The organism is Haloarchaeobius marinus, from assembly GCF_051207415.1.
In the GTDB taxonomy this organism is placed as follows: domain Archaea; phylum Halobacteriota; class Halobacteria; order Halobacteriales; family Natrialbaceae; genus Haloarchaeobius.
This window is the reverse complement of record NZ_JBPKGD010000002.1, coordinates 161,485-175,795: the sequence shown is the minus strand read 5'-3', so window position 1 is coordinate 175,795 and position 14,311 is coordinate 161,485. Positions and strand designations below refer to the sequence as shown.

15 protein-coding genes are annotated in these 14,311 nt (G+C 69.8%); 5 read left to right on the top strand and 10 right to left on the bottom strand.

Annotated elements, in window-relative coordinates:
* Positions 1-12: 12 nt before the first annotated feature.
* The 4 genes from ACSC1W_RS06945 to ACSC1W_RS06930 form a co-directional block, all read right to left on the bottom strand.
* Positions 13-1,038 (bottom strand): dipeptide epimerase, encoded by a 1,026-nt coding sequence (locus tag ACSC1W_RS06945; protein ID WP_435346205.1) that lies wholly within the window; start codon positions 1,036-1,038, stop codon positions 13-15.
* Positions 1,035-2,048, bottom strand: coding sequence for an N-acetyltransferase DgcN family protein (locus ACSC1W_RS06940; RefSeq protein ID WP_435346204.1), 1,014 nt, complete (start codon positions 2,046-2,048; stop codon positions 1,035-1,037). Before ACSC1W_RS06940 ends, ACSC1W_RS06945 begins: the two co-directional genes overlap by 4 nt.
* A 74-nt stretch (positions 2,049-2,122) precedes the next feature.
* Positions 2,123-3,037, bottom strand: coding sequence for a Vms1/Ankzf1 family peptidyl-tRNA hydrolase (locus tag ACSC1W_RS06935; RefSeq protein WP_435346203.1), 915 nt, complete (start codon positions 3,035-3,037; stop codon positions 2,123-2,125).
* 45 nt (positions 3,038-3,082) lie between these two features.
* Complete coding sequence (locus ACSC1W_RS06930; RefSeq protein ID WP_435346202.1) at positions 3,083-3,478, bottom strand: DUF5802 family protein; 396 nt, start codon at positions 3,476-3,478, stop codon at positions 3,083-3,085.
* 168 nt (positions 3,479-3,646) lie between these two features.
* On the opposite strand from ACSC1W_RS06930, the gene ACSC1W_RS06925 reads away from it, so the two are divergent.
* Together ACSC1W_RS06925 and ACSC1W_RS06920 are read left to right on the top strand one after the other, a co-directional pair.
* Positions 3,647-4,474 (top strand): hypothetical protein, encoded by an 828-nt coding sequence (locus ACSC1W_RS06925; RefSeq protein WP_435346201.1) that lies wholly within the window; start codon positions 3,647-3,649, stop codon positions 4,472-4,474.
* A gap of 131 nt (positions 4,475-4,605) precedes the next feature.
* Positions 4,606-5,262: a metalloregulator ArsR/SmtB family transcription factor gene (locus ACSC1W_RS06920; RefSeq protein ID WP_435346200.1), complete on the top strand. Its 657-nt coding sequence runs from the start codon at positions 4,606-4,608 to the stop codon at positions 5,260-5,262.
* A 24-nt stretch (positions 5,263-5,286) separates the two neighbouring features.
* Here ACSC1W_RS06920 and ACSC1W_RS06915 read toward each other — a convergent pair whose 3' ends face one another.
* On the bottom strand, positions 5,287-5,883 hold the full coding sequence (locus tag ACSC1W_RS06915; RefSeq protein WP_435346199.1) for a DUF8526 domain-containing protein: 597 nt from the start codon (positions 5,881-5,883) through the stop codon (positions 5,287-5,289).
* Positions 5,884-6,015: 132 nt separating this feature from the next.
* Between ACSC1W_RS06915 and gatD the strand changes: the two genes are divergently transcribed.
* Together gatD and ACSC1W_RS06905 are read left to right on the top strand one after the other, a co-directional pair.
* Positions 6,016-7,263, top strand: a complete 1,248-nt coding sequence (gene gatD / locus ACSC1W_RS06910; RefSeq protein WP_435346198.1) for a Glu-tRNA(Gln) amidotransferase subunit GatD — start codon at positions 6,016-6,018, stop codon at positions 7,261-7,263.
* A 2-nt stretch (positions 7,264-7,265) separates the two neighbouring features.
* The gene (locus tag ACSC1W_RS06905) at positions 7,266-8,204 is read left to right on the top strand and encodes a GNAT family N-acetyltransferase (protein WP_435347668.1); all 939 of its coding nucleotides are present in this window, start codon (positions 7,266-7,268) and stop codon (positions 8,202-8,204) included.
* Positions 8,205-8,238: 34 nt separating this feature from the next.
* On the opposite strand, the gene ACSC1W_RS06900 is transcribed toward ACSC1W_RS06905, so the two are convergent.
* From ACSC1W_RS06900 to ACSC1W_RS06890, 3 genes are read right to left on the bottom strand one after another with little or no spacing between them, the layout of a single operon-like run.
* Positions 8,239-8,520: a ubiquitin-like small modifier protein 1 gene (locus tag ACSC1W_RS06900; RefSeq protein WP_435346197.1), complete on the bottom strand. Its 282-nt coding sequence runs from the start codon at positions 8,518-8,520 to the stop codon at positions 8,239-8,241.
* A 20-nt stretch (positions 8,521-8,540) separates the two neighbouring features.
* Positions 8,541-9,704, bottom strand: coding sequence for a DUF8167 domain-containing protein (locus ACSC1W_RS06895; protein WP_435346196.1), 1,164 nt, complete (start codon positions 9,702-9,704; stop codon positions 8,541-8,543).
* Positions 9,701-10,948 (bottom strand): potassium channel family protein, encoded by a 1,248-nt coding sequence (locus ACSC1W_RS06890; RefSeq protein ID WP_435346195.1) that lies wholly within the window; start codon positions 10,946-10,948, stop codon positions 9,701-9,703. Before ACSC1W_RS06890 ends, ACSC1W_RS06895 begins: the two co-directional genes overlap by 4 nt.
* A 111-nt stretch (positions 10,949-11,059) precedes the next feature.
* Here ACSC1W_RS06890 and ACSC1W_RS06885 point away from each other — a divergent pair, with 111 nt between their 5' ends.
* On the top strand, positions 11,060-12,244 hold the full coding sequence (locus ACSC1W_RS06885) for an NAD-binding protein (RefSeq protein ID WP_435346194.1): 1,185 nt from the start codon (positions 11,060-11,062) through the stop codon (positions 12,242-12,244).
* Here the strand turns inward: ACSC1W_RS06885 and ACSC1W_RS06880 are convergent.
* Entirely contained in the window at positions 12,241-12,645 is a 405-nt protein-coding gene (locus ACSC1W_RS06880; protein ID WP_435346193.1) for a DUF7522 family protein, read from the bottom strand. The genes ACSC1W_RS06885 and ACSC1W_RS06880 overlap by 4 nt on opposite strands.
* Before the next feature lie 85 nt (positions 12,646-12,730).
* Positions 12,731-14,209 (bottom strand): HPP family protein, encoded by a 1,479-nt coding sequence (locus ACSC1W_RS06875; protein WP_435346192.1) that lies wholly within the window; start codon positions 14,207-14,209, stop codon positions 12,731-12,733.
* Positions 14,210-14,311 lie beyond the last annotated feature (102 nt).

Below are 14,311 nucleotides of genomic sequence, written 5' to 3'. Positions count from 1 at the left end.
CGCGACCGCGTGCTACCTGAGACCGATGCCGGGCCGGTCGTCGAGGTCGATGGTCCCGCCGGGACGAACCGGTCCCTCGAACGGGTCCGACCCGTCGGCGAGCAGGAGCGACCCGTCGAGGTCGACGTAGTCGCACAGGGGCGCGAGGTGTGCGCCGGCCGAGATGGCGGCGTCCGTCTCGACCATACACCCGAGCATCACCGACAGGCCGTGAGCGCGTGCGGCGTGAATCATCCGCCGGGCCTCGACGAGGCCGCCACACTTCATCAGTTTCAGGACGACGACGTCGGCCCGGTCGGCGACCGCCGGCACGTCCGGGAGCGTCACGCAGGACTCGTCGACGGCGACGGGCAGGGGCGAGTGCTCGTAGACGTAGCGTAACCCCTCGGTGTCGGCCGCCGGAACCGGTTGTTCGACGAACTCGACGTCGAAGTCGGCCAGCCATCGGGCGTTCTCGACGGCCTCCTTCGGCGACCACGCCTCGTTGGCGTCGAGTCGGAGCGTCGCGTCCGGGGCGGCCTCGGCGACGGCCTCGACGCGCGACCGGTCGTCGTCCGTCCCCACCTTCACCTTCAGCGTGTCGTACCCGGCCTCGGCCGACCGGCGGGCGCGCTCGGCCATCGTCTCCGGGTCGCCGATTCCGACGGTGTAGGACGTGTCGGGTGCGGCGTCGGGGTCCAGTCCCCAGTAGCGCCACAGGGGGAGGTCGACGCGCTTCCCGACGAGGTCGTGGAGGGCGATGGAGACGGCACAGCGGGCCGCCGGGTTCCGGCCGAGTTCCTCCGCGAGGTCGCGTTCGATGCGCTCGACCTGGAACGGGTCCGTGACCGCCTCGACGTGGGCGTGCAACCCGTCGAGTGCGGCCTCGACCGTCGCGGCCGTCTCGCCGTAGTGCGACGAGGGGGCGGCCGCGCCGACCCCCTCGAACTCCCCGTCGTCGAGTGTGACGACGACGTTCTCGGTGCGGTCGGTCGACCCACGGGAGATGGTGAACGTCTCCGCGAGTTCGAGCGAGACGCGTTCGACGGTGCAGTTCACAGGACCACCTCCAGTATCTCGTCGGGGTCGAAGCGGACGAGGTCCGTGGCCGGGACGCCGAGGCGGTCCGCGTAGGCGTCGACCGCCTCCCGGGCGGCCGCGTCGTCGGCCACGCTGGCGGTGTTGAGCGCGCCGGCGACGACGCTGGTCTCGTGGACCGGTTCCGCGAGGGACTCGTACAGGTCGACGTACGTGTCGAGGTCGGGCAGTTCGTACGACTCGTAGCCGTGGACTACCTCTCGCCCGGCCTCGTGACAGAGGACGAGGCTGTCGGCCTGTGACCCGTGGAGGATGCCGCAGGTGACCGCCGAGTACGCCGGGTGGACGATGGACCCCTGACCCTCGACGAACAGGTAGTCGTACTCCTCGGCCCGGTCGAGTAGCATCGACTCGACCGCCCCGGCCGTGAAGTCGCTGACGACCCGGTCGACGGGGATTCCCCAGTTCTCGATCATGATGCCGGTCTGGCCCGTCGGGACGACGGCCGCCGAGTGGCCGGCGTCGCGGGCGGCCCGACAGAGTTCCATCGTCACGGTCATCTTCCCGACCGAGCAGTCGGTGCCGACCGTGAGGACGACCTCGGCGTCGACCTCGCCGGCTATACCCTGGGCGACGGTCAGGTCGTCCGGTGGCCGACGCACGTCCCAGATGTCGCCCCCGTGCTCCTCGGCGAGCGACCGGAACTCGTCGTCGTCCTCGAGGAAGTAGTGCAGGCCGGAGACGACGTCGCGGCCGTTCCGGAGCGCGGTCCGGACGTCGTCGCGCCAGGACTCCTCGAACCCGCCACCGATGGGCGAGATGCCGACGACGAGCGCGTCGCAGTCCGGCGCGTCGGCCATCGAGTCGACGATGGGAGCGTCCTGGACGCCGGCGACGAAGTCGCTGACCCGTCTACCAGCGTTGTCGCGGTCGACGACGGCGACGACCTCGTCGTCGCTGTATCGGAGCAGTCCCAGCGCCGTCTTGGCGCGGTCGGGAAACTTCTCGTGGGCGAGGATGGCGATTCGCATGGCGCCGACTTCGGCGGGTGGGAGGAAAAACGTTCCCAGGCCGGCAGTCTCCGCGGGTTCGACGTGGCCCCACCTCAGAACACCGACAGTCGCGTCCCGAAGAACTCGTAGAGCGCGTCGTCGAGCGCGGGACGCGGGTCCCCCGTCGCGTCGACGGCCGCCGTCGCGGTCGCCTCGGCCTCGAACTCGCCGACGAGTCGCCGGTCGCCGACGACGAACAGGCGGTCCGCCTCGCGCCCGGCGATGGCCTCGCGGCAGTCGTCGACGTGGGCGGCGATCTGCTCGTCGCGGATGCGTTCGAAGCGCGCCTGCGAGAACCCACCCTTCGAGTGGTCGCCCTTCACGTCGCTCCGGAAGGACCTGACCGACCGACGTTCCCGGCCGTCGTACTCGCCGATGGCGAACAGGTCGGCACGGACGAGCGCCAGCGCGAACCGGCCGGTCGGCTGGAACCACGACCGGTCGAGTCGGAACCCGTCGGCCCAGTCGCAGAACGGGGTCGGCTGTACCGGCGGTTCGAGGACGGCGCTCACCACGCCGGCGTCGTCGGCGTAGACGAGGCAGGGGGCCGTTCGCTCGACCAGTCTCGCGCGCGCTCCGAGGTGGTCCGCCACCGGGGCCGGAACGGCCACGCCGCCGTACGCCGTCTCGTCGTCGGTGACCGCTGCTGAGAGCGCGCCCTCCGGCCCGGTCGCGACCGATTCGAGACGCGAGAGTACCTCGTCCAGTCGGTCACCACGGAGGGTCTCACGACCGTAGAACGCCAGGTCCTCGGCGTCGCCGGCCTCGACCCGGTCGAGTTCGCCCTGCAACCCGGCGACGCGGTCCTCCAGCCGGTTGACCGCCTCCTCGGCGTCCTGTCTCGCACTCACCGCGTCCGCACGTCGCTCGGATTCTGCCGCCAGTTGGGCCTCCAGTCGCTCGGTCCGGTCTTCCAGCTCCGCGATGCGCTCTTTGAGTTCGGCCCGGCCAAGCAACTCGTCGAGCATCGTGTCGACCGGCGAGAGCCGGCTACTTCTAGGTTCCGACGTCGGTCAGGTACCGGCGTTCGGCCCCACGTCGAAGGGGTCGTCCCGGTCGGTCGCGGTCGGGTCGTAGCCGGTGAACTGGAGCAACTGGGACGCCCGGTCGGCCTTCGCGAGGAGCACCTCCGTCAGCGTCGGCGGGTTGTCGATGGCCATCCTGTCCAGGAGCGATTCCGGTACCGCGAGCGTGTCCGCGGGGATGCCGTCCTCTCCGTGGACGGCGAGGTGTGCCGTGTCCAGTTTCACGACGAGTGGCTCCTCGAGCTGTGTGATACCGGTCCCATCGTGGTAGAGTTGTTCCGCGACGCGGTCGTGTTGCTCACGCTGCATCACGGTCGCGTCGCCGTCCGACGGCGTGACGTACAACCGACCGAGGTAATAGCTGCTGGAGAACTCCTCGAACATACTGTACGTGCGTGTGTGGGATTGACACGCTCAAAAGAGTGTCGGGGAGTTTTTATATACGAGTGCAATTCCACCGGACGGCACGGCGAAAAACGGTCCTGAACGGTGGCGCCGAACGGTCCGAACGGTGGCGGAGGTTTTTACAGTAGTCGTTCGTAGCGAGGAGTGATGCGGAGAACACTCGTCGTAACCCTGTGCCTGCTGGTGGTCGCCGGGACACTCCCCGTCGCCGTGGCCGACGGCTCGACGGCCGCGTCCACGTCCGGGACCCCGACCGGTTCGATGGCCGACGCGTCGGCGGCGACACCGCCGAACGAGACGGCCAACCAGTCGAACAAGTCGATGGGAGCCGCGTTCTCGACGTTCGCGCAGTCCTCGGCGACCGAAGCCGAGTCGTCCGTCGACAACGGGATGTGGGGCGCCGCGTGGCGCAGTTCGGCCGACAACCAGAGCCGGACCGAACTCGTCCAGAGCCGGACCACGGTGCTCGAACAGCGCGTCGAAGAGCTCGAACGGCAACTGGCCCAGTTGCGAGAGCGCCGGAGCGACATGAACCCGGTCGCCTACCGGGCGCAGTTGGCACGGTTGACCAGCCAGCTGTCCGCGCTCGGTGAGGCACTGGACCAGACCGAGACGGCCGCCGAGGAGGTCGGCGCCGACACGGCGACCCTCCAGACCATCCGGGCGAACGCCAGCGAACTGTCCGGGCCGGACGTGGCGGAGATGGCACACGAACTCGCCGGTGAGGGCGGCCCGGAGGACGTCCCCGGACTCGGAGCGGACGGAGCCCAGGGCGACGGTTCCGGTCCGGGTAACCAGAGTAACCAGAGCGTGTCCGTGACGACGCCGGGGAACGAGACCGACGTAGGGAACGAGACCGACGGCGACGACCCCTTGACCGGCGGCGACGACGGCGACAGCGACGACGGCGTCTTGCCCACCGTCGACGACGCGACGTTGACCGTGCGCGAGCGTATCGCCACCCTCGACCGGTAGACCACCCGCACTCCCAGTTCGACGAGCGTCTTCTCTCGATTTCACCCGTTCCCGGCGACCAGTCTTGCGATTCCGCGCCCCCGCGCCGGAGGGGTGACTCTTTTACGCCCCAGTCGCCAAGGTGGTGATAGATGGACTCAGCGGCGTTGCTCGACCTGCTCGGGAACGAGAACCGACGGCGCATCCTGCGCCTGCTCGCTCGCAAGCCGTGCTACGTGACGGAGATCAGCGAGTACCTCGGGGTCAGCCCCAAGGCGGTCATCGAGCACCTCCGCAAACTCGAAGACGCCGGACTCATCGAGAGCCACACCGACGATCAGCGTCGCAAGTACTTCCACATCGCACGCAACCTCAGGCTCGAGGTCAACGTCTCGCCGTACGGGTTCGCCACCAAGAGCGCGTACCCGGCGTCGAAGAGCCTCGACATGACCGCGTGTCGGCACCTCAAACTCGACGTGCAGTACTCCGAGGACGACACCGAACCCGGCGACCTCGTCGCCGACCTCTCGCGCCTCGAGGAACTGGAGAACGAACTGTCGATGGCCCAGCGCTGGGTGCAGGGTCGGATGACCGACGTCCTCGACCGCATCACGGAGTCCGTCGGCGCGGGCGCCGACAGTCGCCTCTACGCCGACGTGTTGCTCGCGGTCCGGTCGGCACCCAAGTCGGCCGTCGAGATAGCCAACAGCGTCGACGCACCGCCCGGGATGGTCGAGGACGTGCTCGCCGACCTGCAGGACAACGGTCTCGTCCGCTACACGAACGACGGCTGGAGCCTCGCGGACTGATACTGCCGGGATTCGGGCCGACCGCTACCGGAAGCGGCCGTCTTCGAGGTCGTCGGGGCCCGACGTGATGCCGTTCCGGAGGTCGCTGCCGAAGTAGAACCCGAGGAGCCCCGCGACCAGTCCGGCGACGGCCATGACGGCGAAGAACGCGTTCCCACCCGGGAGGAAGGCGAACCGGAGGTTCTCGAGGAACGCGGACGCGACGGCGATGCTGGCGCCGGCCAGGCCCGTCTCGACGTACCGCCGCTCGCTCGTCCCGAGTCCGTAGAGGAACGCCGCGCCTACCACGCCGGCGAACTGACCGACGACGCCCAGCGGGACGAAACTCCCGGCGACGAACCCGACGAGCAGGAGCGCGCCGGCCAGCAGGAACGACCGCGGGTCGAAGACGCGCCGCCAGCCCCCGCCGCCGGTGTCCGCCTGGTCCGGTCCGGACGTCACGTCGCTGGCGGACCCGAGGTCGAAATCCGTGCCGTCGTCGGCCGACGACGTGGCCTGGGCGTCCGTGCGCGTCGCTCCCTCGCGCTCGCCCCCCTCGATGTCCGAGAGCAGGTCGTCGGTCTCGGCGAGGAGTTCGTCCGTCGACTTCTCGACGGTCTCCTCCTCGGAGCGGTCTGGCATGGTCCCGTGTACGATTTGTCGAGACAAGAGCCTTTTCGTCGGTTCGACGACCGGACTGCACGGGGGCAGTCCGGACCGGGTCCGTCGACCCGAACGGATGGCTTTACGTCGCGGCGAGGCCAACCTGCGGCCATGAACCCAGGCGACCGCATCCGCGTCGAACGCGCGGACGGCGAGTACGAGGGCGTCCTCCTCCCGTCGTCGACGGCCGAACAGCTCGTCGTTAAGCTGGACGGTGGTTACAACGTCGGCATCGACCGCGAGGGGAGCGACACGACCGTACTGGAGTCCGACGTGTACCAGATAGAGTCCGCACAGGACGAGACCGAATCCTCGGCGGTGACGTTCGACGAGGACCTGCCGACGGTCGCGCTCATCTCGACCGGCGGCACCATCGCGTCGACCGTCGACTACCGGACCGGCGCTGTGACCGCCCGGTTCGACGCAGAGGACGTGCTCCGGGCGGTGCCGGACCTCGCGGGCCGGGCGAACTACCGGGGTCGCGTCGTCGCGAACATCCTCTCGGAGAACATGGAGGTGCCCATCTGGCAGGACCTCGCCCACGCTGTCTACGAGGAGATAGCGGACGGCGCCGACGGCGTCGTCGTCATGCACGGCACCGACACGATGCAGTTCTCGGCGTCGGCACTCTCGTTCATGCTCGACACGCCGGTCCCCATCGTCTTCACGGGGAGCCAGCGGTCCGCCGACCGGCCGTCCTCGGACAACGTGATGAACGCGGTCTGTGCCGTCGAGGCCGCCACGTCCGACGCCGCCGAGGTCATGGTCTGCATGCACGCGAGCGAGAGCGACGACGTCTGCGCGCTCCACCGCGGCACCCGCGTCAGGAAGAACCACACCTCCCGCCGGGACGCCTTCGAGACGGTCGGCGCCCAGCCTCTCGGCACCGTCGACTACGACACCGAGACGGTCAGCTTCGACGGCGAGTACGCAGAACGCGGTGCCGTCGAACTCGACGTCCTGCCGGACCTCGACCCCGACGTGGAACTCGTGAAGTTCACGCCCGGGATGGACCCCGCGTTCTTCGACGCCTGTGAGGGCAAGTCCGGGCTGGTCGTCGAGGGGACCGGACTGGGCCACGTCCACACCGACCGCATCGACCAGCTGGCGTCGCTCGTCGACGACGGGACCACCGTCGTCATGACCAGCCAGTGCATCGACGGGCGCGTCTGCGACCGCGTCTACGACACCGGCCGCGACCTGCTCGACGCCGGCGTCGTCGAGGGCGAGAACATGCTCCCCGGCACCGCGAAGGTCAAACTCATGTGGGCGCTGGCCAACGCCGACGACGTTGCCGCGACGATGCGGGAACCCCTGGCCGGCGAGATAACAGAGGAGTCACGTCCCTGGAGCGCGTGACGATGCAGGCCGACGTGACCTACCGCAGAGCGACGCCCGACGACTACGACGACGTCGTCGCGTTCACCAGCGACACCTGGGCAGACCGCGACGGTGGCGACTACATCCCCAACATCTACCACGACTGGATAGAGACCGAGGACGAGTACGACGAGCAGTTCACCTGCGTCGCCGAGGTCGACGGCACCGCCGTCTCCATCGCACAGGTCGTCCTCCTCTCCGAGCGTGAGGCCTGGTGCCAGGGCATGCGCACCGCCCCCGAGCATCGCGGCGCCGGCATCGGCCTCGAACTCACCCACGAGATGTGGGACTGGGCGCGCGAGCAGGGCGCCACCGTCGCCCGGAACATGGTCTTCTCGTGGAACACGATGGGCCTCGGCCACTCCCGGGCCGTCGGGTTCGGGCCAGCCACCGAGTTCCGATGGCTCCACCCCGACCCGGACCCCGACGCCGAGGGTCCTCTCGACGTCACCGACGACCCGGGTGCCGCCTGGACGTACTGGACCGACTGCGACGCCCGCGACCACCTCCGCGGCCTCGGCCTCGCCATGGACGAGTCCTGGGCCGTCGCCGAACTCACCCCCACCCTCTTCGAGCGCGCTGCCGACGAGACCATGCTCGCCGCCGTCACCGCCCGCGACGGCACCCGGGGGGTCACCTACCGGGTTCGCGACTACGAGCGCGAGGACGAGGACGGCGAGTCCCAGCACTGGGCAGAGTACGGCGTCGCCGCCTGGGACGACCTCGACGCGGCGCGCGAACTCGTCGCCGCCATCCAGCGCGACGCCGCCTCGCTCGACGCCGACTGGGTCCGCGTGCTGCTCCCCGAGACGGTCGAGTACGTCAGCGCCGGGTCGTTCCTGCGGTCGGGCATCTCGGACGAACCTGACTTCGTGATGGCCGCCGACCTGACGGCGGCCTACCGCGAACTTTACGGCTAGTCGGTTCGTCCCCGCAGTTCGTCCGTGAGAACCGTCACCCACCCGTGACCGGCGGGAAGAGCGCGAGTTCGGCGCCCTCGTCGACCGGCGTCTCCAGGCCCGCACCGTCGACGAACACGTCGGTACCGTCGAGCAGGACGTTCACGTCGGGGACGACGGCACCGTCCTCGGTCAGCACGCGCGCTCTGAGTGCGGGCCGGGAGTCGAGAAGCGCGTCGAGGGCGTCGCCGACGGTCGGGTCGGCCGCGTCGACGCTGACGTCGACGGTGTCGTCGCCGGCGCGTTCGGAGAGGTCGGCGAAGAGCTTCCACTGCATAGAGGAGTCCAGCGTCGCCGTCAGGAAATCGGTTTCGCCTCGGCCTCCCCGCGGGCGACGGCCTCGAACCGACGGAGTCGGTCGGGCCGGGCGACGACGTACAGGGTCGACCCGGCGAGGAGGTCGGTGCGCCGGGGCGGGGTGGCGAGGACAGACCCGTCCGGATTCCTGAGTGCGGCGACGGTGACGTCCAGGTCGCCGACGGTGGTGCCGACGAGGGCGCTCTCGGGCGCGAGTTCGACGGCACCCATGGTCTCGTCGGCCGCACGGAGCAGGGCGGCGAACTCGCGGTCGGCGGCGGGTTCGGTCGGGAGCGTGACGAGGCGATAGCGCGTCTCGCCGTCCAGTACGTCGGCGTCGCGCTCGTCGACGGCGAGCGTGACCACGTCGTCGACGACGGCCCTGAGTTCGCCGGTCGCGAGGCGAGTGAGGCCACCGTCGTCGGTGCGTTCCCAGACCTGCACCACGTCGCCGGGGCTGGCGCTGGTCGCCGGGTCGGCTTGCACGGCGACCGCGACGGTCCCCGGAGCCAGCGTCGGGCCGAGGCCGGCGGCTCGCGACCCGACTGCGAGGTACTCCACTGTGCCGTCGTCGCCGAGTTCGAGGTCGACGTGGCCGACGCCGTAGTCGTCCCTGAGACGGGCGACGATGCGGTCGCGGAGTTCGGCGACGGTGATTCGTCGGGGGAAGACCAGCGTGGTGTCCGCGAGGTCGGCCTTGACCTCCGGGTCGACCGGGTCGTAGCCGTCGATGTCCTCGACGTCCCCGGGGAGCGTGACGACGACGACGCGGCCGACGGCACGGACGAACTGGGATACCTCGCGGTCGAGTTTGGCGGCCCCGGTGACGGCGAAGGCGCTGGCCGCGAACCCGTCGCCGAGTCGGCGCCCGACGCCCGTCGCGAGGCCGGCGGCGACGACGGTGACGACGGTGACGACGGCAGCGGACTGGTCGACGGCGTTGTTCCCGTCCATGACGAGTCTGAGCGTCTCCTCCGTGTTGAGGACGAGCGCGACGGCGCTGATTCCGAGCAGGACCGAGACGCCCTCGGGAACACGCTGGCGCGTGTACCACCGGTAGGCGATGGCCACGCCCCCAGCCACGGCGGCGGCGAGGCCGGCGAGTCCGAGGACGCGGGCGGCCGCACCGAGGAGTCCGACGGAGGACGGGTCGACGCCCGTCACGCGACCACCCCCTCGAACGCGGCCAGTGCGCGCGACTGGCCGACGACGAAAAGTTCGTCGCCGGCGGCGAGTGCCGTGTCGCCACGGGGTGCGAACTCCCAGCGGCGGTCGCCCTCCGTGGTCTCGCCCGTCGGGTGCCGGACCGCGAGTACCGCCACGTCGTAGCTGTCGCGGACGCTCGCCTCGCCGAGGGTCACGCCGTCCATCGCACCGTCGGCACGGACCGACACCTTCCGGAATCGCTTGCCGGCGCGCCGGAGGAGAGAGACCAGTTCGAACTCGCGTCGCGTCCCGCGAGACCGGACCGTGAGTCGGGCGCGGTCGACGCCGAGGAGCGTCCGGGCGTCCTCGAGCGAGACGGCGACCGTGGCGCGGCCCTCGCCCCCGGCCGTGGTCGGTGCCGTCGGCGTCGCTGCGGGGGCGTCGGAACCGCCGTCGGTACTGGCCGACGAGTCGTCGCCGGCGTCGGTCGGCAGCGGTGGAGTCTCGACCGCCTTCGCGCCCAGGAGCGACCCCTCGATGCGACCGGCGTCGACGTCGAGGACGACCTCGTCGCCCCGTGAGGCACCGGTGGGCAGGAGCGACTGGACCGAGACGGCGCGCTGTCCCGTCGGGATGCGCCGGGAGAGTCCGCTCACCGGCGGCGCGGCGGCGATGGTGGCCCGGGCCCGCGTGTCGACGGTGACGGCCGCGTCCGCGAGGTCGTGCTCCGTCTTCAGGCGCTCGACGAGGCGCGCCTCCAGTTCCGCCAGCGGGAGGTCGGCCGGGAACGACCACGACCCCTCGGCGACGGTCGCACGGAGGTCGGCGGGCAGGGCCGGGTAGCCCTCCATGTCCCGGACCGGGCCGGTCGGTCGCAGCGTGACCTTGCCGACGCCGCCGACGATGTCGACCACGTCGGTCGAGATGGTCCGCTGGCGGAGCGTCGCGAGCGAGACGCGCTTCGGCATGCTCGCGCCGAGTTCGTCGCCCTGGCTGTGTGCCCACAGCGACAGCATCATGATGACGACGACGGCGACGAGCAGGGTCGGCGAGTTGGCGACGGCAGGATCGAGCAGGCCCATCAGGCCGCCGTTGACGCCCGCGATGGCCACCGCGAGGACGACGACGCCGAGGCCAGGGACGGTGACCCCCGTGACGTACCTGAAGACGAAGCCGAGGGTCCCGGACACCAGCGCGGGGACGATTCCCGTCAGCAATCCGAGGTAGATACCGTATAGAACCTCGACCGGCAGGGATGGCATGTCCATCGACTCGCTCGCCGGCGATAAACCAGTGTCGCCCGCGGAACCGCGGTCGCGACGCCGGTCGCGACATCGCGAATCCTTTTACGCTCCGCCGACGCAGGGCGGGACATGGGACCGCTGGACCGGCCCACGGGCGCACGCCTCGCGGTGCTACTGACCACCGTCTCCGCGTTGCTCTCCGTGGCGACCGGCATCGTCACCATCGCCGGCGGTTCGCCGGGGGTGCTGAGTCCGTACATCCCGGTCGGGGTCCAGCAGACCGCCGGCTTCACCGGCACCGTCACGGGCTTCCTGTTGCTGTTGAGCGCCTACGGACTCCGGAGACGACGACGCAGCGCGCTGTACGCCGCACTCGTGTTGCTCCCGCTGACGGCGGTCCAGGGCGTCATCCAGTCCAGTCCGTTCTCGTACCCGCTCGTGGCGCTGTCGCTCGTGTCGATTCCCGGCCTGTTCCTCAACCGCCGGCAGTTCGACCGGAGGCTGACGCTGTCGCCGTCCCAGATCGCTGCTGGCCTCGTCCTCGCGGGCGTCCAGTTGTACGGGACCGTCGGTGCGTACGCGCTCCGCGACGAGTTCACGTCGATACGGGACGGGTCGCCCGGACTGCTCGACGCGTTCTACTACACCGTCGTCACCGCGAGCACCGTCGGGTACGGCGACGTGACTCCGGGACCGACCTCCGTCCGGGCGAAACTGTTCGGCGTCTCCGTCGTCGTCCTCGGTGTCGCGAGCTTCACCATCGGACTGGGGACGCTGCTCGGTCCGATACTCGAATCCAGATTCCAGCGTGCACTCGGTAGAATGACTGAAACACAACTCGACCTGCTAGAAGACCACGTCATCGTCCTCGGGTTCGGTGACCTGACGGAACCGATACTCGGCGAACTCACGGCGGCCGACGTCCCCTTCGTCGTCGTCACGCCCGACCAGGCGAAGGCGGCCCAGCTGTCCGACCGCGGCATCAACGTCATCACCGCCGACCCGAGCGACGAGGAACCGCTCCTGCGCGCCCAGTTGGCCGACGCCACCGCCGTCGTCACGGCGACGAACAACGACGCCGAGGACGCGCTGGCGGTCCTGACCGCCCGCCAGTTGCGTCCGGACGTCCGCATCGTCGCGGCCGCCACCGACCGCGAGAACGTCGACAAACTCCGTCGTGCCGGCGCAGACACGGTCATCAGTCCGGCGGCCATCGGCGGTCACCTGCTCGTCGAGTCGGCGCTCGGCCGGGACAACACCGAGGACGTCGCCGACGAGATACTCGAGACGGACCCGAGGGAGTCGGAGGACTAGTCCCCGAGCAGTTTCCGGAGGGTCGTCGCGACGTCCTCGAACGCGTCGATGTTCATCTCGTCGGTCGTGGCGATGACGCCCGTCTCGCCGACGATGACCCGGGCGAGGTAGCCGTGGTCGAACACGCGAACCGTGAAATGGTACTTCCCGAGCGACTCCCCGACCTCAGCGTCGCTCGCGAGCGACCGGTACGTCTCCTGTGAGGTGAACCCCATCCGTTCGTTCTCGACGATCTCCCGTTTGACATCGCGGAGCGCCGATTCGCTCTCCTGGAGGTCCGACCGGATGTAGCTGAGGGTCCAGTCGTCGGGCCCGAACACGATGACTGAGCGGAGCGTGTCGCCGAGTCCGGTCCGGCAGGCCGAGACGAGTTGCTCTTCGAGTGTGGTGGATAGGTCCATGGTACATGTACGCATCAGGCAGGGATGAAGTCTGTGCTCGTGACGGGCCACCGCGACCGGTCCCGGCCCGTCGTGGCCGAGTTACTCAGTGGCCGCGGTGGACGATGGCCACGTCGCAGTCGACGTCGCGGATGCGCTCGAACGTCGGCGGCGCGATGAAGCGCGAGGCGGCGGTGCGGTCGGTGCTCGCCCCGACGACGACGAGGTCGTGCGACGACGCGTTCGCGGTGAGGAACCGACGGATGGAGTCCCGCGAGACTCGCGTCTCGAAGGTGGCCTCGAACGGTTCGACGAGGGTCACCAGCATCGACTCCGCCCGCCGGCGCTGGCTCTCGGAGTCGATACACGTACAGAGGCTCACCTTCCCGGCGGGCCCCGAGACGCGCTCTGCGAAGTCGAGCATCGCGTGTGCGGTCTCGCCCGCGCGTGCGACCGCGACCAGGACGCGGCGCCAGCGCGTCTGTCCCGACTGGGACCGGAACGCCACGACGTCGAGTGGTCCGTCGAACAGGTGCTTGACGAACGGCGAGAGACTCCCGTATCGCTCCTCGTAGGGCGTCACGACGAGGTCGCAGTTCGTCTCCCTGGCGGTCCGGATGACGGTGCTCGCCTCGTCGCCCGACGGGGCGGCGACGACCACCTCGCAGGGGACGCCGACCGTCGTCTCGATGCGGCCGGCGAGTCGCTCGAGTCGCATGGCGGCCTGCCCCGCCACCTGCTGTTCGGCCTCGGCCGTCGCGTCGGTCTCCGACTCGGCCTCCGTGTCCCCGCCGGCGACTTCCACCACGTGCTCGGTTCGTTCGATGGCGTCCTCGGCGTCGGCGATCTCCTCCTCCGTCACCAGGTCGAGCAGGACGACCTTCCCGGCGTCGTGCGCCGCCGCGAGTCGCGCCGCGAACATCGCCGTCTCGTCGCTCCGGTCGCCCCGGATGGGGACGAGCACGTGGTCGTCGCCCTGCGTCGTCTGGTAGAGGTACTTCGCCCGCCGGTCGTAGAACAGTTCGCGCCAGGCGTAGAACGCCGAGGCGACGATGGTCGCCGACACCGCGACGCTCAGAACGAACTCGCCGCTGCTCCCGCCGGTGAGCAGGGTCAACAGCGCCGTCGAGAACGCCGTCGGTTCCTCGAGGTCGAGCGCCCACGTCACCGCACCGGTCAGGAAGATGCTCAGTGCGGCGCCGGCGGCGCTGACCGTCCCCGCCGTGATGTCGACTGCTCCCAACCCGAGGAAGGTCGACGCTTCGATGGCGAGAAAGCCACAGAGCGCACCCGCGGTCAGGCCACCGACGAACTTCGTCGGTGACGAGTATCGACCCTCGGGGTCTGCGAACAGCGTGAACGTCCCGGACGCCAGCGGTGGGAACAGCAGGAAGGAGATGACGGGGCTCACGTTCGAGATGTACGTCACCAGTGCGATGAGCAAGGGGACGAACACGAGGACCGAGAGGTGCACCAGATTGCTCGTGTGTTCGACCCACCGTCGGAAGTCCCGTAGCTCGCGGCGCTCGGCGCGCCTGAGACGAGCCATCCAGCGGCCGACACGCGCCCGGACGGCCTGCAGCATGGCATGGCGTATCGCCGCCAGAGAGAAAACGGTTCTGTATCCGGTCACGTCGAGGGGGGCAGAGCGGGCACCCACGGTAGCCGACTGCTCGACAGACCGTCG

Coding starts and splice junctions, on each gene's coding strand:
- ACSC1W_RS06885 (WP_435346194.1), top strand. CDS start 11,060: ATGGGACCGCTGGACCGGCCCACGGGCGCACGCCTCGCGGTGCTACTG.
- ACSC1W_RS06940 (WP_435346204.1), bottom strand. CDS start 2,048: ATGCGAATCGCCATCCTCGCCCACGAGAAGTTTCCCGACCGCGCCAAG.
- ACSC1W_RS06900 (WP_435346197.1), bottom strand. CDS start 8,520: ATGCAGTGGAAGCTCTTCGCCGACCTCTCCGAACGCGCCGGCGACGAC.
- ACSC1W_RS06925 (WP_435346201.1), top strand. CDS start 3,647: ATGCGGAGAACACTCGTCGTAACCCTGTGCCTGCTGGTGGTCGCCGGG.
- ACSC1W_RS06890 (WP_435346195.1), bottom strand. CDS start 10,948: ATGCCATCCCTGCCGGTCGAGGTTCTATACGGTATCTACCTCGGATTG.
- ACSC1W_RS06935 (WP_435346203.1), bottom strand. CDS start 3,037: ATGCTCGACGAGTTGCTTGGCCGGGCCGAACTCAAAGAGCGCATCGCG.
- ACSC1W_RS06920 (WP_435346200.1), top strand. CDS start 4,606: ATGGACTCAGCGGCGTTGCTCGACCTGCTCGGGAACGAGAACCGACGG.
- ACSC1W_RS06880 (WP_435346193.1), bottom strand. CDS start 12,645: ATGGACCTATCCACCACACTCGAAGAGCAACTCGTCTCGGCCTGCCGG.
- gatD (WP_435346198.1), top strand. CDS start 6,016: ATGAACCCAGGCGACCGCATCCGCGTCGAACGCGCGGACGGCGAGTAC.
- ACSC1W_RS06930 (WP_435346202.1), bottom strand. CDS start 3,478: ATGTTCGAGGAGTTCTCCAGCAGCTATTACCTCGGTCGGTTGTACGTC.
- ACSC1W_RS06915 (WP_435346199.1), bottom strand. CDS start 5,883: ATGCCAGACCGCTCCGAGGAGGAGACCGTCGAGAAGTCGACGGACGAA.
- ACSC1W_RS06875 (WP_435346192.1), bottom strand. CDS start 14,209: ATGCTGCAGGCCGTCCGGGCGCGTGTCGGCCGCTGGATGGCTCGTCTC.
- ACSC1W_RS06905 (WP_435347668.1), top strand. CDS start 7,266: ATGCAGGCCGACGTGACCTACCGCAGAGCGACGCCCGACGACTACGAC.